A 19,671-nucleotide genomic window follows, 5' to 3' on the forward strand; every position below is an offset into this window, starting at 1 on the left:
ATGGAAAGTGAACATTTAACATTTGCCGACTTTTTGTCGTATATATCACGAAATCAGGGGTTGCTCTGGGAGTATTTCATCCAGCATATTACGATGGTCGTTATCGGTCTGGGCCTGGCATTCATCGTCGGAGTGCCGCTTGGCATCCTCTGCTCTAAGAGCAAATGGGCAGCCAAAATCATTTTGTTTATCACCAATATCCTACAGGTGGTACCGAGCTTGGCCATGCTCGTGGTGCTCATGTTATGGATGGGACTCGGGACGACAACGGTCATGGTGGGACTCTTCCTGTATTCCCTGAATCCAATCGCGCGGAATACGTATGTTGGGTTAAAACAGGTGGATCCCAGCTATCTTGAATCCGGAAAAGGAATCGGAATGAGCCCCTTCCAAATGCTCGTGAACGTGCGTTTCCCGCTTGCGCTGACGTATATCATGTCAGGCCTGCGTATTGCGGCCGTCATCGCCATCGGTGTGGTAACAATTGCCCCTCTCGTAGGAGGAGGCGGGCTGGGACGGGAAATCTACGCTGGACTGAACAGCAATAACTCCCTCCGTATCTTTGCAGGTGCCATTCCAGCCGCAGTGCTGGCAATCGTTGCGGATCTTGTGCTTGGCATGCTCCAGCGTAAGATGGATCTAGCCAAACGAAAGTCAGGTGCGGCTCCATCGCCTGCAAAAATGCAAAATATCAACTGAGCTTGCAATACGTACATTTTAAAGGGCATCCCAAAAGATCCAAGATCTTACGGGATGCCCTGTTTACTTATTTAGGAATTCCATATATATCCTTACAAGCTTACTTAATATCTCAATACTTTCCTCAACATTATGGGTCTCTAAAGCATGATTTGCATTAGGAATTTCAATGACCTCTCTGACATTGTCTATGTTGATTTGGTTTGCATGTTCCTTACTAAACACTTCATCCTTTGTTCCATAAACCACAAGTCCATTGAATTTGTTGATATAGTAAATGGTGTCTTTAATTGGTGTCAAAAATAAATGTTGGATTGGAATTTCGAGTTTCCCATGAACTTCTCCAGCAACGATCGTTCCTATGCTCTTACTAATAAAAACAACTTGTTTATACTTGCTAATGATTCGTTGAACCGATTCGTGGCTATCTTCTATTACTCTTTGCAGTTCATTAACATCCAAATCCGTTCTCGCAGCTTGATAGCCGTATTCCAATATCATTAAGTCAAAACCACTTTGAAGTGCGGAGGTTCCAGCAAAATGTAGAATTGGTTTATCACAAGGAAAGTTTTTTCCGGGAAACAGAACAACCAACTTGCTGTTTTCCTCATAAAGTTGAAAATATTTTTGCTTCATTTCAGTTTTCCAATACGAGGGCACCGTTAAAATCTCTAATTTCATCGTTCCCATCCTTTCCTGTTTTAAATGATTTCGTCTAATGCTTAAATAATATTCACAAAGAACCTTCAAGCGTCGATCTTACCCGATGATAATTTCCCCTTCACCAGTAGGCACTTCAAAACCCTTGAGGAAAGAAGATAATATTTCTTCTGTTATTGTAAATGCAGCATTAGCATCGAATCTCTGGCTCCGAATGCGAAGTCGTTCACGCAAATCATTAGGATGAACTTTCAAATAAATAAGCCTCCACTCTCCTCCTCCATCTTCAATTAGCTTCTTATAATCATTTCGTTTCTTACGTTGCCAGAAACTGAAATCAATGACCACATTGCGCTTTTCCTTTAACAGATTTACTAGTTCCTTATACAGCTTTAACTCGGCTTGAACTTTAAGTTGCTCATACATTTCAACTGGATAATCAATTCCGTATCGACCATTTGTAGACCATATCTCTTCATCTATGGAGAGACGTACAAAGCCCCTCTGCTCTAGCCGTTGAGCAAATGTTGTTTTTCCTGACCCAGCCACACCACACATCATGACTACTAATGGAATTGAAACATCTGCTTGATGGATCAGATTTTCTAATTCTAGTTTTTCAAGCACCCACATTCTCCTTTCAGCCTTGAGTCCGGTTAATACTGATGTATCCATTGCGGATTTGCGAATATAGTAAAGAGAATACCATGAGAATTTCCATCTTGGATACAGCTATTTCTTTAGAAAAGCTTTATATTCCACTTCTCCTATGGCTGCTCGCTGTAGTAGACTAGTGCTCGATGCCCTGTGGATCTCAAGGTTTATAAAGTGCTGGAGATTTTGATTTAATTAGAAAACGGAGCCCGTAAAACCACGTGGCTCCGTCTCTGATTCGGATCATAAGATGGCCATAGGATGGAAACGTCAGGATTGCCGGTTCGTATGAACTCTATCCAAGCCCTGCTGACAGCATTCCTGCATCATGCTGCCGTCTCCACAGCCGGGCATACAGGCCATTCGACGAAAGCAATTCGTCATGGCGGCCTTGCTCCACAATCCGCCCTTGATCTAATACAACAATCTGGTCGGCATGCTGCACGGTCTTAAGCCGGTGAGCGACGACGATGACGGTTCGGCCTCGAACAAGCCGATCAATCGCTTTCTGAATCTCCGCTTCGTTCTCGGGATCGAGAGAAGCGGTTGCTTCATCAAGGAGAATGATTGGCGCATTTTTCAGCATCGCCCTTGCAATGGAAATTCGCTGTTTTTCACCGCCCGACAGTGTGCTTCCGCCTTCACCGACCATCGTGTCGTAACCCTGCGGCAACTTCAGGATAAAATCGTGACAACAAGCAAGCCGGGCCGCTTCCTCGATTTCCTCGTGCGTTGCGTCGCTTCGTCCGAACCGGATATTGCCTTCAATCGTATCCTGAAAGAGGTACACATCCTGAAACACCATAGATACTTTACGCAACAACGCTTCCGGGTCCATTGCGCGAATATCCTCCCCGCCCATCGTCACCATCCCCTTATCCGGGTCGTAAAAACGGGCAATGAGCCGAAGAATGGTACTTTTACCGCTGCCCGAAAGGCCGACCAATGCGGTGAAGGAACCTGCCGGCATGCTTACGCTCACGTCTCGCAATACGGGTTGATCCAGATAGCCGAACGTAACCTGCTTCAATTCGATATCATGATCTGCAGGGGGCTGCCGTTCTCCTTGCATGATCGGCTCCCGCAGGAGCTGCACGATGCGTTCGCCCGCCTGCTCGAGATAGCGAAACTGTGCATACCCGGCGAGCGCTGTCGTCAGCGGATCGAAGATTCGGGTTCCGATGATCAGGAACGCTGCAAATGTGATAACATCCAGGCTCCCGCCGAGCAGCAGATGTACCCCAGCCGTGACCATCAGGGTAAGGCCGGCACGAAAACAGGCAATCGCGCTCAGCACAATCGGCCCCAACAACCCTTCGAGGCGGATGCTCTGCCGCATCAATTCCCTGAATGACCGATCAAGCCGGACAAAACGTTCTCCGGTCAAGTTATAAGCTTTAATTACCCGAATACCGTTCAAGTATTCTTGCAGTCGATTGGAGGCATCGATCTTGGCCTGTATATGCTGCGAGCCGAGTTTGCGCTGGATGCCGGCTGTCAAAAGCACCAGCAGGATTGCCACCGGCATCGCAGCGAATAGGGAAAGCGCTAGGCGCCAATCGAGGAAAAACAGGCCAATCAAGGCCAGAACCGGCATGACGGCGGCTCCGATCATCTGCGAAACCACATGGGAGATGCCATGTTCCAGCATCGCAAAATCGCCCATCATCATATTGGCAAGATCGCCCGGATCGCGTTTGTTCAGGTACCCTAATGACAGCTTGCGCAAATGCTCCGCCAGCCGCGTCCGTCCGTCCGCCGCCGCGCTGTATGCGTCGCGGAATTGAGAACGACTGGCGAGAGTTTCGCAGGCGAACAAGAGAACAAGCGAAACCGCCAGCCCGCCGCACACCCACCAGAGCCGTGCCGTATCAAGCGGGATAGCGGGATGGACAAACGGGGTAAAGAACAATCTTACTGCTTCCACCAACAGCACAAAAGGGATCACGCCCGCCAAATTGGCAACGGTCGTGTAAAATACAGGTTTAACCAACGAGCGCGGATTATCCGCTGTAAGGTTGCGCAGGATGTTCATATTCTGCATCCACCTCCCTTTTGCCCATATGCCATTGCGTTGCTTGGCGGTACGAACGCCACATGCGTGCGTACAAGCCGTCAGCAGTTAGGAGGGCTTCATGCCTTCCCCGCTCGACGATTCTCCCGCTTTCCATCACGAGAATTTGCTGTGCATCCTGAATGGTGGACAGGCGATGGGCAAGGACGATGACCGTCTTGTTTGCCATCAACGCTTTCAACGCCAGCTGCATCTCGTATTCATTCTCCGGATCGGCAAACGCCGTCGCTTCATCCAGCACAAGAATGGGGGCGTTCTTCAGAATCGCTCTGGCCACGGTGATCCGCTGTTCCTCTCCGCCTGACAAATAGACGCCTCCTTCCCCAATCCGCGTGTCATATCCAAGCGGAAGGTTCTCGATGAACGGATGACACTGCGCCGCCTGCGCCGCAGCGTACACTTCTTCCGGTGACGCGTCCGGCCGTCCGACCGCAATGTTGTTGTATACCGTATCGGAAAACAAAAACGATTCCTGAAACACGAATGCGACGGTGTTCATCAGATCGGATGTCGCTATTTCGCGAATATCTATATCGCCGATGCGGATCGCTCCCATGTTCGCATCCCAGAATCGAGGCACCAGATGGGCAATGGTCGATTTGCCCGCTCCCGACGGACCTACGAGCGCTGTCACTCCCCCTTGGCGGGCGGTAAAGGATATGTCCGTAAGTACGGCGCCATCTGCCGATTCCGTTTCATATGAAAAAGAAACATGATCAAATGAAACATCAAATGTAGCCGGCCGTCTCGGACTCTCGGGCTCCGGTACAAGCCCTTCCGCCAGTATGCGGTCCATGCGCTGAACGCCCTCGTTGATATCCTCGAGCGTATGAATCAGGAACATGATTTTAAGCATAGGAGCGGATATTCCCGGTGCCATGACCAGGAAAAACAACAAAACGGAGGCGAATGAGACGCTGCCCGGATCGCGGCTCAATAAAAACACGCCGACAGGCAGAACAAATACGACAAACGAGCTGATTATCACTTTAAACAGCACAAACCCGTTTTGAAACAGATCCGCCAATTTCACGCCATAGTCACGGTAGCGGGTCATGTCCTGGTAAAATTGGCGAAACGATTTCACGGTTTGCCCGAACACCTTGACGGCCGGCATCCCCCGCACGTACTGGATGGCGGAAGCGTTCATCCGTTCCAGCGAATCATGATACTGTTTGAGGTATTCTTTCGTCTTTGGTGCATTAAACAGCGCGATCTGAACCGCAATTGCGAGGACAATCGGCACGACGCACGCAATGGCCAACCAAACATTCAGAGTAAACATCACGGTGATCATTAAAACCGTGGTCACAACAACATGAACGAGGTCGGGCAATTGATGAGCGATGAACGTTTCCACTTTCTCCACGTTTTGTTCCAGCGTATTCTTCAGGGCTCCCGTCGAATGACGGTTCAGCCATCCAAGCGGGAGCTTGCCGATATGGCTGGCAAGCTTGACCCTGAGTCCGTAAAGAATGCGAAACGCGGCAACATGCGCTGCCATTGCCCCCGCGTACGTCGTGATCAAGCCGGCTGCGAAGCCGATCAAAGCGATCACGCCCCAACGAACCATCATCGCTTCGTTCGCCGAAGCCGGGGACGCTGCGTGTTCCAACAACTCTTCCAGAATGAAATAGACGGAAGCATAGGGCACCAGCATGCAAACGGCGCTAAGCGACGATAAAAGGCCGGAGACGATCAACAGTCCGCGCTTCTCTCCGGCGATTTCCAGAAGTCTGGCCACTCCTGTTTTATTTGTCATGGCTCTCCCTCCTCATTGAAGTAATGGCAACCTTTTTCTTGCTGAGTATAATGAGAAGAGAAAGCCCGAATAAAAGCGTGCAAAACGAATACGGAACTGCCATATGAGCCGTGTAAAGCGCAGTCCCTGTAATCGGCCCCAGGAAGGCTCCTCCTCCCAGCAAAGTCGCGATATAGGAAGCAACGCTCCGTTGTTCATGATCTTGTACCGCATCGGCAGCTCCCGCACTATATCCAAGCCAGGTAAGGCCGAAGCCGATGCCAAGTATGGCAAAATCCAGATAGGCATAACGAATGAATGATAACAGCCCTAACAATCCCAACACGACAATCCAAATTCCGAGTCGTAACATTCGCTCGGGTCGCCACTTCAGATATTTGCTAATGACAATTTGCGTGACCACAACCATGGATCCACAAATGGCCAAGCCAAGTCCGATCAGTTGCGTCGCTTCCCGTGCTTCATACCCAAACGAATCTTGAACGTAAAAACCGATGGTCACCTGAAGTATATTGATAGTGAGCGAAAGTAGAAGACCGGTCCACAAGAAAAATCGAATTCTTACATCAAACGGCGAAAGCGATGGAGCAAATTGATCTTTCTTTTGTACCGCATCGTTGGGAATCGATATCCATAATAAGATAATCATCATGAAAAGCAGGGCGGCAGCCGCGTACATCGGCGATGTAAGCCCGATTGCCGCCATACCGCCGCTCATGGCAGAGCCCAATATGAAACCGAGTCCATTGGCGGCACCAAATATGGCCATCCCCTGCGTTCGCGTCTCCTGTGTCGTCCAACTCATCACATAGGCTTGCGCTTTGGAAAGAAAGCCTCCGAAGAAAAATCCCGAGATCGCACGCAACAGCAAGAAGATCCAAAAAAAGCCCGACGAACCGTTGCGATGGGTCCCCGCATAATCGGCGAGAAGGGCAAACAGGAGCAGTGTCGCCAAATATACAAACATGATAAAAGCCAGCATTCGTTTTCTGCTCATAAAGGTCGTTTTTTCCCAGAAGAATCCGCCGAGCAACCAGCACAGCCCCGTCACCGACACCAAACATCCCGATTGAATCTCACTGAGCCCCAGTTCGCGCGAGAGCAGGCCAATAATCGGATTGAACACCGCGACCGAGATTGTGCCGCATAGGATAATCATAAACATTATGACAAACTTGTATTTCAAAACCAGTTCACCTCTATCGTAAATCATATTCGCTCACTCCGGCAGGTTGACCGTCGCGCTGCCGATTTCAAACGGTGACAAGAAGCCTTCATACGCGATGTGAGAATGATCGGCGTCGCTTTGACGAAAAAGGCCAGTCCACTTATTCCCGTCCAAATGAGCGACGACCGCTTACGGGAATATAACTTGTCTTTTGTAGGTGCCCGATAGGCTCGGCTCGCATTCCAAGCGGCAATTCCGCCAAAAATGGGCAGCGAAACGGTCATCGCAAAATTGACCATCAACCACAGCATGAACGATTTCCTCCTCGTAGATTGATCTATTCTGATTCGATTACGCAACCGATACTAAGCGCCCTGTATGAACGTAATATGAACTAGATGGAAGAAAATGCAAAAAAGGTGAACGGATCGTTCACCTTTTCGTTCGCTCGTATTTTCGATTGTGTGACGGAGTTACATGGCTGGCAGAAAGACGGTTATCGCCGTGCCTTTTCCTACAGCGCTGTCGATTTCGATCGAGCCGCTGTGCAATTCGACAACGCGCTTGACGATCGCAAGACCAAGTCCGCTTCCCCCCGCTTCGCGGTTGTGCGACTTATCGGCCATATAAAAGCGTTCGAAGACGCGTTTACGGTCTTCTTCGGTAATGCCGATTCCCGTATCGCGAATGACGACTCCGATTTTTTCATTTCCTGACACAAGCTCGATGGAGATGTCGCCGCCCTCGGGCGTAAATTTGATGCTGTTGCTGAAAATATTAAGCCAAACCTGGTTCAGCAGGTCTTCATCCGCATGAATCGCCGTTTTTGGAAGCTTGAAGTGAATATTTAAGTGTTTGTCCGCCCATTGCGGTTCAGCCGCTATGACAATGCGACGCAGCTGCCTGTCAAGCCGAAAGAGCGTCGGATGGAAGGGATAATGGTTCGAATCGATCGTGGCCAATCGAAGCATGTTCTCGCTCAGTCGGGACAACCGCATGCTTTCCTCCCGGATAATGTTCAGACAGCGCAGCTGTTCGGCTTCATCAAGACCGTCTTTCTGCAGGATGGAAACAAAGCCCGAAATGGACGCCAGCGGGGTTTGAATCTCGTGGGATACATTGGAAACGAACTCCTGCCGCATCCTTTCAACCTGACCGACCTCGTAGGCCATTTGCTGAAATTGCTTCGACAAGACGCCTAATTCATCCTTGCTCTTCGTCTGAAGAACGATATTATAGTCTCCCTTGGCCACTTTTTGGGTTGCGGCCGTCAAAGCCTTTAAGGGTTTCACCACTACTCTAGTAAAGAGTATGAATTTGAAGCTGCCGATCGCGAGCGCAATCAGAATGAACGAACCTATAATGGTGAATAGGAGATACATGTTGGAGCTTTCCGGATGGATGACGAGCGCCAGCGGCTCATCAGCGGTTCGCAAAGGAAAACCCATTTGAAGGCTCGTCGGCAAGGGCAGGACGGACGTGCTCCTCATGATTTCGGCGCCGCCCTGGACGAGTCGTATTTCGTCATCGCTAAGGTTGGGTTTGCTTGTGTGGCTGTACGCGTAAAGCAATCCGTTCCGATCGTAGATCCATAGGGATACCTTCATTTCTTCGGACAACTGATTCAGATAATGACCGCGTTCAGTTGGCGCCAATCGGGAATAGACATCCGCAATCAACCCGCTTCGCATCGCATATTCGTCCCGGATGGATTGCGTGACTTGGTTTTGAAACAAAGATACGGTGATCGGAATGGAGAGTCCGAAACCTACCACTAATGCAACAATAAAGATCAATAAAATTTTGAAGTTGATGCTCTTAATCATGGATTTCCGTCTCCAACCGATATCCGAGACCGCGAACCGTTACGATGCGAAACAGATGGGGATAGGCGGCGAACCGCTCCCGCAGCCGCTTGATATGAACGTCGACCGTCCGCTCATCCCCGTCGTGGTCGAATCCCCATACCGATTCGATTAACTGCTCTCTCATAAAGATTTGGCCGGGATAGCTTGCAAGCTGATATAACAGTTCAAATTCCTTGGGCGGCAAATTCCAATTCACGTTGCCGTCCGAAACGGTTCCCCGAAGCCGATCCAGCTTGAAGCTGCCCAATATAACTCTCTTATCGGCCGCAATACGGTACCGGCGCAGCACCGCTTTGATTCGGATCACCAGCTCCTGCGGATCGAAAGGCTTGACCAGGTAATCGTCGGCGCCCAGGCCGAATCCTTTCACCTTCTGACTCGTCTCGTGCTTGACCGTTATCATGATTATGGGTAGTTCGGGGTACAAAAGCCGCAGTTCGCTGCACAAATCCCACCCGTCCATGACAGGCATCATGACATCAAGCACAACCATATCCGCAGGCGAGCTTTCCATTTCTGCAAGCGCCTCTTTGCCGTTAACCGAGCCCCGGACATGATAGCCTTCGCATCTTAAAACAAGTGATATCATTTCCAACATATGAGCATCATCTTCTACTATAAGAATACTTGTCATTCCTTATCCCCCTTACTTCATTTTGCTGTTTGAACGCTCAAATGGGAACGATAAGTAACCAACCGATTCTTTAATTTCATTCCGATAGTTATTACGAAAGGTTATCTTCTTGCCATTATAATCGCTTTGTTAGATATTTTCATGGCAATGTAGTTCTCTCTCTTTCGTAATCTCAAAATTGTTGAATACCAAAGATTGCTTGTCGTTAGGTACTAAACGACAAATAAGGGTAGGCAATGTTCATCATCGCCTACCCTATATTACATTTTATTTAGTTGATTCCATACTTTTCATTCCAACAAATGGTTGGAATGGAACCGTCTAACGAATTATGAAACTGGAATTTCACTCACATGATATCTACGTCGATATCAGACAGAACAGCTTCCTCACGAACACTTACTATATCCGCAGTTCCCGCACGTCTTGCATCCCTCGATATTAATCAAGGATGCCCCGCCGCAGGATGGACACAGATCCAGCGACATGGTGCTACCGCCTGTGTGGGAGCCGTGTCCGCCATACCCCGCGGCTGCTGGCGCCACAGCTTCGCCTGCATCAACAGGCGCCATCGTGGCTGCGACCGGTGCCGGATCATGGTCATGATCCGCCCCAGCGTTGTTCGCCACGTGCGTCTCAAGCGCCTTCGCCACGGCGTCGGCGATGGATTCTACGCGGTTTGCGCCGAAGCCGATCGCGCCGGTGCCGCCGATGCCCTTGAGGTGCTTGATCAGCAGCTCCACCTTATTGCCGTGGTCCCCGTAACGCAGGAACAAGGAGCAGACGCGGCCCAAGGCTTCCGCCATTGCGAACACATCCGAACCGGCCTTGCCGACGTTCAGGAAGATTTCGCTTGGGATACCGTCCAGATCATTGATGGTAATATACGCCATGCCGAACGGTGTGTTCATTTTATAGGTTGCGCCGCGCAGCACTTGCGGACGCTTCTTGTATTGCTTATCCAACCCGCTCTTGCTCGGTGAGGCTGTCACGGCCACGCTTGCAGCCGCCGGCTCCACGTTCGTCGCATCCTCTGCGGCTTGGCCTGCCGCGCTTTGCTCAAGCGCTGTTTCCGCAGTAGAAGCTGTGGTCGCTTCCGCGGCCTTATCTTCTTTTTTCTCCGTCTGCAGCACCTGCACGTCGCGGCTGCCGTCGCGGTAGATCGTTACGCCTTTGCAGCCCAGATCGAATGCCAGCTCATATAGGCGCTTCGTATCTTCAACCGTAAAGTCCGACGGACAGTTGGCCGTCTTCGAGATCGAGCTGTCCACCCAGCGCTGAATTGCCGCCTGCACCCGGATGTGATCCTCGGCGGAGAGACTCATCGCCGTGACGTAATAATCCGGAAGCTCTTCGCCCGGATGGCTATCCAGCCAATCCTGAGCAATCGGCACGAACTGCTCGTCGAAGCCGAGTCGGCTCTGACGGAAGTATTTGAATGCAAAATACGGCTCGATGCCTGTCGACGTTCCGACCATCGTACCCGTGCTGCCCGTTGGCGCTTGGGTAATGACGGTGACGTTACGTGCGCCTTTTTCACGCACCGCCTCGGCAACTTCAGGATACACCTCGGCCATATTTTTCATGAAGCCGCTTTGCAGGTACAGCTCGGCATCGAATGCCTGGAACGATCCCTTCTCTTCGGCAATGTCGGCAGAAGCGAGATACGCTTCGCGCGCGATGAAGCCGTACAGCTTATCCAGGAACTCCAACGATTCCGGGCTGCCGTAACGGATGTTCAGCTTGATCATCAGCTCCGCCAGACCCATCGTTCCAAGGCCCACGCGGCGCTCTTTTTTCTGGTTCAATTCGTTTTCTTCAAAATGGTACGGCGTCCGGTCAATGACATTATCCAAGAAACGCACGGAGTACCGTGTCGTTGTAGCCAGCTCATCCCAGGCAACGTCATGGTTCGCCTCATCATAGAACTTCGACAGATTCATCGCGGACAGGTTGCATACGCCCCAGCCCGGAAGTCCCTGCTCGCCGCAAGGGTTCGTACAAATAATCGGGTTGAAATACCAGCTGTTGGACATCTGGTTATAGTATTCCATGAATACGACGCCCGGTTCTGCGGATTTCCATGCGGATTCGATAATGGTGTGCCAGACCTCGCGTGCTTTTACTGTTTTATATGGAATGATACGGTGTCCGGCTTTCTTCCATTTATCCAGATCGCCGTCCCACAGCTCATCATAGTCAGGATCCGTAGTATCCGGGAACACCAGCTCCCAGTCCAGATCTTCCTTCACGGCCTTCATGAAATCATTGCTGACGCATACCGACAGGTTCGCATTCGTAACTTGTCCCATCGTCTGCTTCACGGTAATGAAATCCTCCACGTCCGGGTGCCAATCATTAATCATCAGCATGAGCGCGCCCCGGCGGCTTCCGCCCTGCTCGATCAATCCCGTCGTATAACTGAACAATCCGCCCCACGATACCGCACCGCTGGAGGAACCGTTCACGCCTCTTACGATCGCGCGCCGAGGACGCAGGGAAGACAAATTAATGCCGACTCCGCCGCCGCGCGCCATGATCTCGGTCATCTCGCTCAGAGTTTCCATGATGCCGCCCCGGCTGTCCTTCGGTGAAGGAATCACGTAGCAGTTGAACAGCGTCAATTCATCGCTTGCACCAGCTCCAGCCGCAATCCGTCCGCCCGGCACCAGCTTCCAATCATCCAGAATCTCGCGGAACTTCCCGCGCCACTCTTCCTGCAGTTCAGGCGTTGCCTCAACCGATGACATGGCAGCCGCGAGTCGATCCCACATTTCTTCCGGCGTTTTCTCGATGGTTAACGTCAGCTTCTCCACATCCGATTCCACAAGCTCGCCCTTCCGTGTCTTCACCGTGACCTTGCGGCCTTCGCGTTTCACGATTTCGCCAACTTCCTTGGTCGGAAATTTAGGATCATCCTTCGTCAAAACGAGCACCACATCGCCTACCTTAGCGTTGTTGGAGTCCGCATCCTTCCAGGCATACCGGTCCAAAAAGATCTTCTCGCTCAAACCTTCCAGCCGCTGATTCTGCATCGTACTCAAGAGCAACTACCTCCTATATAAAATATAAAATTAAAAAGTTCCGCAGTTATGCGCTCACCAACAACATAACCTGTTATGTAGCCGGTCAAACATTCAAAACCACTATATACACCATATATAGTGCTACCAATTCATTATACTACACTATATATAGGTTAACTATGCCGATAATGTGAAAATTAAGCCAACAGATCCAAGCTCCCGCTCGCAAGCTTCCGCTTTCTTCCTCTCGCTCTCTTTTTCGGCCTTCCCTATGAAAAAAAAGGATGAAAATATCCAATTCCAGCAGCCGTGCGCCCTTTGGGTTATTCCACGCCTTCCGAATCCGTGCAAGGTTATGAAGACTTCTTTTTTCGTCCATACTACATATACACCGCTGGCCCGGAATCTTTCACAACAGGAGGAGATCGACATGAACCATCAGCCATCTGCCGACTCAGGCATGATTTTCGACGCGCGTCTTCCCGTTCCATTGCAGATCGACCGTTCCTGGTTTGACGATCTCGCCGGTCGACTTGACAAGGGCGGACCTTGGGGTGACTATCGTCTGGCCCAGCTTGCCGTGGAGGGCGAGAAATCGCGTCTCGTTACAAGCTTTGAAGAATTGCAATGCCTCAAGCACCTAGGCGGCTTATCCCCGCTCCCCCATCAGACCGATACCGCCAGACGCGTATTGTTCGAGATGTCGGGTCGAGCCATTCTCGCTGATGAGGTGGGGCTTGGTAAAACGATTGAAGCCGGCCTTATTTTAAAAGAATACATCGTGCGCGGCCTGGTATCCAAAGTGTTGATTCTCGTTCCCGCTTCCCTTGTGCTGCAATGGGTTCGCGAGCTGAACTCCAAGTTCGGCATTCCTGCGATTGCGCAGAAAAAAGCGTACTCCTGGGGCAATGATATCGTTGTCGCCTCCATGGACACGGCGAAGCGCGATCCGCATCAGGAGATTCTGCTGAACGAGGAGTACGACATGCTCATCATCGATGAGGCGCACAAGCTCAAGAACAAAAAAACCTCCAATTATCAATTCATTCAAAAGCTGCGCAAAAAATACTGCCTCTTGCTGACGGCCACGCCGGTGCAGAACGATCTCAGCGAGCTCTTCAATCTGATCACCCTGCTGAAGCCGGGCCAACTTGGAGGCCAAGGGCAGTTTGCCGCTAATTTTGTTGTCGATAAACGAAGACCCAAGAATCAGGAGCAGCTCAAGGATGAGCTGTCCAAGGTCATGATCCGTAACCGCCGCGGCGAAGGCGAAGTGAAATTCACCAAGCGATCCGTCCGCAATGTAGGGCTTAGCCTCTCGCCCGAAGAACAGTCATTATACGACGGCGTCACGTCCTTCGTCAAAGATCAGTATCAGGCAGCAGGGGGAAATTTAAGCAGTATGCTGTCCCTTGTTACACTCCAGCGTGAAGTGTGCAGCAGCCGCGATGCCGTTTTCGTGACTCTTGTTAATCTGTCCAAGAAGCTGCCCGAGGACTCTCCGCTGCGCGATAAAATCTGGGAGCTCGTCTATCTCATCAAGGCCATCAAAGCCAACACCAAGGCGGAAAAAACCATCGAGCTGATCCAGCAAATGAACGAGAAGGTCATCGTATTCACGGAATACCGCGCCACCCAGGAATACTTGCTCAATTATTTCCGCGATCACGGGCTCATCTCCGTACCGTACCGGGGCGGAATGAACCGCGGCAAGAAGGACTGGATGATGGATCTGTTCCGCGGCAAGGCACAGGTCATGATCGCGACGGAAGCCGGGGGCGAAGGCATCAATCTGCAATTCTGCCACCATATGATCAACTTTGATCTGCCCTGGAATCCCATGCGGGTCGAGCAGCGGATCGGACGCGTCCATCGTCTCGGCCAGACCAATGACGTGAAGATTTACAACCTGTCCACTTCAGGAACCATTGAAGAGCACATTCTGAACCTGCTGCACGAGAAGATCAACATGTTCGAGATGGTCATCGGAGGTCTGGATGTCATTCTCGAACGGTTCGAGAAGAAGGAATCCATCGAGAAGAGCCTGTACAAAATCATGCTGGAGTCCGGCAACGATGATGAAATCCGGCAGCGCATCAGCACATTGGGCGACTCGATTCACCATATCAAGCAGGATATCGAGCAGGGAAGCACCGTCGAAGATAATCTAAGAGAGGAAGAAGCCTAATATGACCATGACGCCGCAGGAGGTGCAGCAGCACTTCATGGCCTATTTGGAAGCCACCGAATGCACCGTCATTGAAAAATCGCCTGAGCATGTAACTGTGAAACTGTCGCCGCAAGCCGACAAAATGCTTACCAACCGCCCGTATTACTGGGGTTTCGTGGAGCGTACCGGCGCTCCCGCCGAAACGTTGTCGTTCAATTTCGTGTTTGATCCGGAAAAATACGACGAACGGCTTGCAAAAACCAAGGAAGCCGAAGCCAAAGCACAGCTTGCCTCGCCTACGCAGGACCCTCTCCTGGCCCGCTTTTACGGGAATGCTCCGGTTCTGCCTATCCTTGGTCCCGGACGCATTCAGCGGGAGAACATTGGCTACGGCAGCAGCCGGCTAGCCCAAATCTGGAATGCTTCCCGGGAGGAAGGCAAATGCGTCTATCTGTTCCAGCAGCGCGATACCGAGCCGCGTCCGAGAGCCCGTTCCACGCCGTATGAGCAGTGGCTGGGCGTCTGCTTCAAGGTGGAGTTCAGCTGTGATCTGAAGCGGGAGGAATTGTTTTTTCTCGGAATCTCACTTTCTAGTCGTGCGATTGCCCAAGACTTCCCGGCAATCCTGAATGGACGCGAACTGACGCCCCGCCTGCCCGAGAGCGTTCACGTCCGACCGGCGGCTCTTACGCTCGAACAGGCCGTAGATGCGCTAGAGAACCATCTTATCGACAAGATAAGCAAGCTGGACTACGACTGGGCCACCAAAGCAAGAGAACGTCTTGAAGAAGAACTGCTGGTGATCGACAGCTATTACGAGGACCTGCTCAAGGAGCAGGATGAAGAGAAAAAAGCGCTTATCGAGGAGCAATATAAGAACCGCCGGTCCGAAATGCAGTGGCAGTACGAGCCGAAAGTGAGCTTGTCCGTCATAACCTGCGGTCTATTTCATCTGTGTTCGCCTGTGGGTGCGTCATCATGACGCTCCTCTACAAAAGCAGGCAAAAAAAGAACCATTCTCCCTTCTCCTACCGCGACAGCTTGCAACAGCCTTTGCAAAGCTTGTCCGATATGATGATTCCAACACATCCACGGCGCGTAGGGCCAAGGAAAGGCGGTTAATGATTTGAAGCGTTGGAACATGGAACTTCATAACCATGATGTCAAGGATTACAAGAACTTTAAGCCCCAATCAGCCGATAACAAGCAGAACAGCCGATATCGAATGTTGTCTGTTTCCATCATTGTAACGACTATCCTCTGGTTCAGCACGGTCCAGCCGCAGGCAAGCTTGGCTGAAGCAAGCCAGGCCGACGTTTCCAATTATGCGAACAGCCTTAGTCTGACTGGCACTCCATTTACTACGGATCATCACACATCAGGCGTTTCAGGGGGGAGTCAGAACAAAGCTGTAGCTCAGGTTCCTGGGAATTTGATGGACTTTGCCGAGGAGACTGTCGCTCAATTATCGGCCCATGCGCCATTTACGACATGGGACGAAGCAACACTCGAGTTTACACCGCTCGGTCCGGGCACGCACGGCTGGTTAGTCACGATTTCCGATGAAGGACTGCCGCAAGGATACATGATTATCAGTGCAGGAGAAGACGGCGGATATATTCTGAGTGAATACGGGATCGGCTCGACCCTTCCCTACAGCCAAGCGCCGCTGAAAGAGCGGCTCGCTGCGGAAGGCCTTGTGAAGGCTGGAGGGTCATTGCCTCAAGGCAGCACCGTGCGCAAGCTGTATGACGTGTCCCCTGTCTGGCAGGTCCAGCTGCCCGGCAAGAAGCCGGTTTATTTTAATGCACTAAATAGTGAAGCCCTACCGGATGAGCCCCAGCAGACGCATTCAACAACGAAGCTGGTATCCGTATCGCTGCCTGCAACAGCCAAAGGACTCGTGACTTCATCCAAATCAAATCATTGGTTTGCCGGAACGCCCTCCATCGCAACCGGCGACTCCGTGGACCCTTACGATAATCTGCTGTGGCTGACCACTGGAAATCTCACAGCCCGAAGCAGCGCCGATTTGCGGAATTTACTTAAGGAGCACTCCACCCTGATATTTAAGTCCGCAAAAGGCAATGCCGCCTACGGCGCGCCCTTTAACTTAACGGGCTGGCATCGATGGTCCTCGGAGAATCAGGAGAACCCGGCTGCGCTTTATGTTTCGGTTCCCTTGCGGAACACAGACACCCTCCGTTTCCTTCCGGCATCCCGTTTAGTCGGACAAGGGCAATTTTATGCCCAGCCGGAATAATACGGGTTTTTCCAGCCAATACCATGACTGACAAAAGGACGCTGCCCTTTAAAGGGCAGCGTCCTTTATTTCAAAACGGTATAAGTGTGCACTCAGCACACACAAGAGACTATAGCCATCAAGTAGCCATGTTTCTTCGACCCTGACATCGTGCGCACAGGAGGCAGTTCACACAATCTGTAAAAAGCGATTTCATGATTGAACATGCATCAGCTGTTACTTCGTCCCTTTTTTTTTCGCTTCGTGGTTACGTCCTCTTTCCATAGCGACATCGAGAACGGAATCATGCCGAACCACCTTGTGGTCCAGGATTCCTTCACCTTCGCCTGACGCCGAACGTCCTTTGGCGTATCTATAAAATGAACCACGCGCTCGGTAATGTACTTGATCAATTCGTCGCCGCTAGCCATACGAATCAACTCCTTTTGGTTTATCCACATCCCAGTATCAGTTTGCTCCATTTCAATCATTTCTAGACGCTCGCACTTGAACAGCATGATTTTTCCGCCATATGCACATTCTAAAAAAGCCGAAATTTTTACGTGAAAGAAGGAAACCATCATGATTAAGACAGCCGTTGTATGGATGCTTCTCTTGACACTGACACTCCCGGGTTCTGTTATGGAAGCATATCCAGTGAAGGAGCAAGCCATGACGCGTCCAGCGCATGCCGTCCATAAAAGTCCAATATCGACAACCCGGCTTCTGACCGAAACGCCCGAATCCACCCACTCTTCAGGGCAGGAAATCGACCAGTCCGAACTAAGGCAGCTGCACCCTTTTGCCCATGATGTCATTCTGATCGATGTGGGTCATGGCGGAATCGACGGAGGAACGTCGTATGGTGAAATTCTCGAAAAAGATATTAACCTGGCCATTTCACGGAGACTGTTCATGCTGCTTCGCAAGGAAGGCTATCATGCCGTCCTGAACCGCGATGCCGATTACGCGCTTAGCGATGACAATCGCTGGCATCGAAGCTCCTCGAGGCATCGCCGCGATCTGTCGCAGCGCAAGCAGCTCAGCAGCGAGATCCCGACCAAGCTGGTAGTCAGCATTCATGTGAATTGGGGGAAGAACTCGTCCAAGCGGGGAGGCATCGTGCTGCATCAATCCGAGGGACGCAGCACCCTGCTTGCGGACACCATCCAGGAGCAGCTGAATCTGGTTTACCGCAGCAGCAATCACATCATGGTAGGTAAACCATACTATCTGCTGAATCAAACCCAAGTACCCGCCGTCATCGTCGAAACCGGCTTTCTCAGCAATATGGAGGACCGGAAATTATTAACCGGCCGCAACGGTCAAATGCAGATCGCTGAAGCCATTGCCGACGGGATTATCAGTTATTTAACGGCCCTGTAATTTGGGGCTTTTTTTTGCTTTTATAGGGTTCTCAGCCATATCTATTAAGACGCCTAGCATCGATCTCCGCAGCCGATAAATAAATGCAGCCTCCACATATGTACAGCCTTCCATACAGGGATTGGAATCACCGGATCCCTGTATGGGAGGCTATTAATTTTTTTTGGCTCTTCAAGATAGGGGCGGACCTTTGTCGGATAATCTTTTTAACGCCGGTTGCTTCACGGCATGCCGAAACCGACTCCGGTTCTGCTGCTGACACTAATACGCTGACAGCGGATTAGGTTCTGCTAACCAACCTAATTCGCAGGCAGCGGATTCGGCCGCCAGCTTGATCGTTCCCTAACCAGATCGCTGATACCCACAAACTCCACCTTGGCTTGCAGTTTCGGAATGGTTCCTTTCAGCGCTTCTGCCGTCCGGGTTCCATATTTGCCGACATGGCCAATTGCAATGCAGGATGTTCTCTCTTCCGCATGCTGTACCGCGGTCAGGAGCTGTTTGCTCACGTGCTGAACGGTATGAACATCATCCAGGAATATATCGTTGGCGATGGACGGCATCCCCTTCTCCGCTGCCAGTTTGCCAATCACGCTATGGTAGTTTGTCTTGCTGTCGATGAAGAACAACCCTCTCTCCCTGCATACATCAAGCACAATGGACATTACCCGCTCATCCCCGGTAACCTTGGAGCCCATATGATTATTAATCCCGACGGCATAAGGAACCGAATCGATTGCCTCCTCCATCCGTTCACGAATCTCCTCATCGGTTAGTGAACTTAGAATGGCACCCGGTCCGAGCCAGGAAGATCGTCCTTGCTTCGGCTCCATGGGCATATGGATGATGACGTCATGCCCTTGCCGATGCGCAGCTTCGGCATCCTTCACGCTTGTTGGCAAGAAAGGCATTACCGCCACCGTGATCTTAACAGGAAGACTCAGCATTTCCTGAGTCCCTTTCTGATCATTGCCAAAATCATCAATGATGACGGCCAGCTTATTAACTTTCGCTTCCTGATCAGGCCTGCCGCGTCCGGATTTTTCGTGCATTTCTTCCGTTTCCTGATTGGGAGGATCAGCAGTAGGGGTAGAGGCCACCCCTGCGCCATATCCGATCTGTGCTCCGTACACGATCATCCATATCGTACATAGCAAGATAACCAATTTTTTGAATGCCTTCCGCATGGTTACTCCCCTTCCATTCATGTTCATGCTAATCACACCTAACCGTATTGTTTGAGAAAAGGTATGTAAATATGTAAGAGTGATTGTATTAGCACAGCACAGCCCAGGCACAGAAACTTGCCGCCACCGTTGGATCGTCGG

The 19,671-nt window shown here is 51.0% G+C and carries 16 protein-coding genes; 5 read left to right on the top strand and 11 right to left on the bottom strand.

What is annotated here, in order from left to right; genetic code table 11:
- Window positions 1-699 carry an ABC transporter permease gene (locus MKX98_RS23740; protein ID WP_339218765.1) on the top strand — a complete coding sequence of 233 codons (699 nt, stop codon included), beginning with the start codon at window positions 1-3 and terminating at the stop codon, window positions 697-699.
- A gap of 63 nt (window positions 700-762) precedes the next feature.
- On the opposite strand, the gene MKX98_RS23745 is transcribed toward MKX98_RS23740, so the two are convergent.
- The 9 genes from MKX98_RS23745 to MKX98_RS23785 form a co-directional block, all read right to left on the bottom strand.
- The gene (locus tag MKX98_RS23745) at window positions 763-1,380 is read right to left on the bottom strand and encodes an alpha/beta hydrolase (RefSeq protein ID WP_339218767.1); all 618 of its coding nucleotides are present in this window, start codon (window positions 1,378-1,380) and stop codon (window positions 763-765) included.
- Window positions 1,381-1,458: 78 nt separating this feature from the next.
- Window positions 1,459-1,986 (bottom strand): ATP-binding protein, encoded by a 528-nt coding sequence (locus tag MKX98_RS23750; RefSeq protein WP_339218768.1) that lies wholly within the window; start codon window positions 1,984-1,986, stop codon window positions 1,459-1,461.
- A 322-nt stretch (window positions 1,987-2,308) separates the two neighbouring features.
- Window positions 2,309-4,048 (bottom strand): ABC transporter ATP-binding protein, encoded by a 1,740-nt coding sequence (locus tag MKX98_RS23755; protein WP_339218770.1) that lies wholly within the window; start codon window positions 4,046-4,048, stop codon window positions 2,309-2,311.
- The gene (locus tag MKX98_RS23760; protein WP_339218771.1) at window positions 4,017-5,849 is read right to left on the bottom strand and encodes an ABC transporter ATP-binding protein; all 1,833 of its coding nucleotides are present in this window, start codon (window positions 5,847-5,849) and stop codon (window positions 4,017-4,019) included. Before MKX98_RS23760 ends, MKX98_RS23755 begins: the two co-directional genes overlap by 32 nt.
- Complete coding sequence (locus MKX98_RS23765) at window positions 5,839-7,062, bottom strand: MFS transporter (RefSeq protein WP_339218772.1); 1,224 nt, start codon at window positions 7,060-7,062, stop codon at window positions 5,839-5,841. Before MKX98_RS23765 ends, MKX98_RS23760 begins: the two co-directional genes overlap by 11 nt.
- Complete coding sequence (locus MKX98_RS23770) at window positions 7,059-7,328, bottom strand: hypothetical protein (protein WP_339218774.1); 270 nt, start codon at window positions 7,326-7,328, stop codon at window positions 7,059-7,061. Before MKX98_RS23770 ends, MKX98_RS23765 begins: the two co-directional genes overlap by 4 nt.
- Before the next feature lie 162 nt (window positions 7,329-7,490).
- Window positions 7,491-8,843: a HAMP domain-containing sensor histidine kinase gene (locus tag MKX98_RS23775; RefSeq protein WP_339218776.1), complete on the bottom strand. Its 1,353-nt coding sequence runs from the start codon at window positions 8,841-8,843 to the stop codon at window positions 7,491-7,493.
- Window positions 8,836-9,519 (bottom strand): response regulator transcription factor, encoded by a 684-nt coding sequence (locus MKX98_RS23780; protein WP_339218778.1) that lies wholly within the window; start codon window positions 9,517-9,519, stop codon window positions 8,836-8,838. Before MKX98_RS23780 ends, MKX98_RS23775 begins: the two co-directional genes overlap by 8 nt.
- Window positions 9,520-9,908: 389 nt before the next feature.
- The gene (locus MKX98_RS23785; protein ID WP_194543853.1) at window positions 9,909-12,563 is read right to left on the bottom strand and encodes an adenosylcobalamin-dependent ribonucleoside-diphosphate reductase; all 2,655 of its coding nucleotides are present in this window, start codon (window positions 12,561-12,563) and stop codon (window positions 9,909-9,911) included.
- A 412-nt stretch (window positions 12,564-12,975) separates the two neighbouring features.
- On the opposite strand from MKX98_RS23785, the gene MKX98_RS23790 reads away from it, so the two are divergent.
- From MKX98_RS23790 to MKX98_RS23800, 3 genes are all read left to right on the top strand, one after another.
- Complete coding sequence (locus MKX98_RS23790; protein ID WP_194543854.1) at window positions 12,976-14,733, top strand: SNF2-related protein; 1,758 nt, start codon at window positions 12,976-12,978, stop codon at window positions 14,731-14,733.
- 1 nt (window position 14,734) lies between these two features.
- The gene (locus MKX98_RS23795) at window positions 14,735-15,697 is read left to right on the top strand and encodes a YqhG family protein (protein WP_339218781.1); all 963 of its coding nucleotides are present in this window, start codon (window positions 14,735-14,737) and stop codon (window positions 15,695-15,697) included.
- Between the two features lie 144 nt (window positions 15,698-15,841).
- On the top strand, window positions 15,842-16,978 hold the full coding sequence (locus MKX98_RS23800; protein WP_339218783.1) for a hypothetical protein: 1,137 nt from the start codon (window positions 15,842-15,844) through the stop codon (window positions 16,976-16,978).
- Window positions 16,979-17,187: 209 nt separating this feature from the next.
- On the opposite strand, the gene MKX98_RS23805 is transcribed toward MKX98_RS23800, so the two are convergent.
- Window positions 17,188-17,388, bottom strand: a complete 201-nt coding sequence (locus MKX98_RS23805) for a YqzE family protein (RefSeq protein WP_071221747.1) — start codon at window positions 17,386-17,388, stop codon at window positions 17,188-17,190.
- A gap of 151 nt (window positions 17,389-17,539) precedes the next feature.
- Between MKX98_RS23805 and MKX98_RS23810 the strand changes: the two genes are divergently transcribed.
- A complete protein-coding gene (locus MKX98_RS23810) occupies window positions 17,540-18,343 on the top strand; it encodes an N-acetylmuramoyl-L-alanine amidase (RefSeq protein WP_339218785.1) in 804 nt (267 codons plus the stop codon).
- Window positions 18,344-18,642: 299 nt separating this feature from the next.
- Here the strand turns inward: MKX98_RS23810 and MKX98_RS23815 are convergent, their stop codons facing one another.
- The gene (locus MKX98_RS23815; protein WP_194544900.1) at window positions 18,643-19,530 is read right to left on the bottom strand and encodes a divergent polysaccharide deacetylase family protein; all 888 of its coding nucleotides are present in this window, start codon (window positions 19,528-19,530) and stop codon (window positions 18,643-18,645) included.
- Between the last annotated feature and the right edge of the window lie 141 nt (window positions 19,531-19,671).

This window comes from Paenibacillus sp. FSL W7-1332 (genome assembly GCF_037969785.1).
Lineage (GTDB): Bacteria > Bacillota > Bacilli > Paenibacillales > Paenibacillaceae > Paenibacillus_AQ.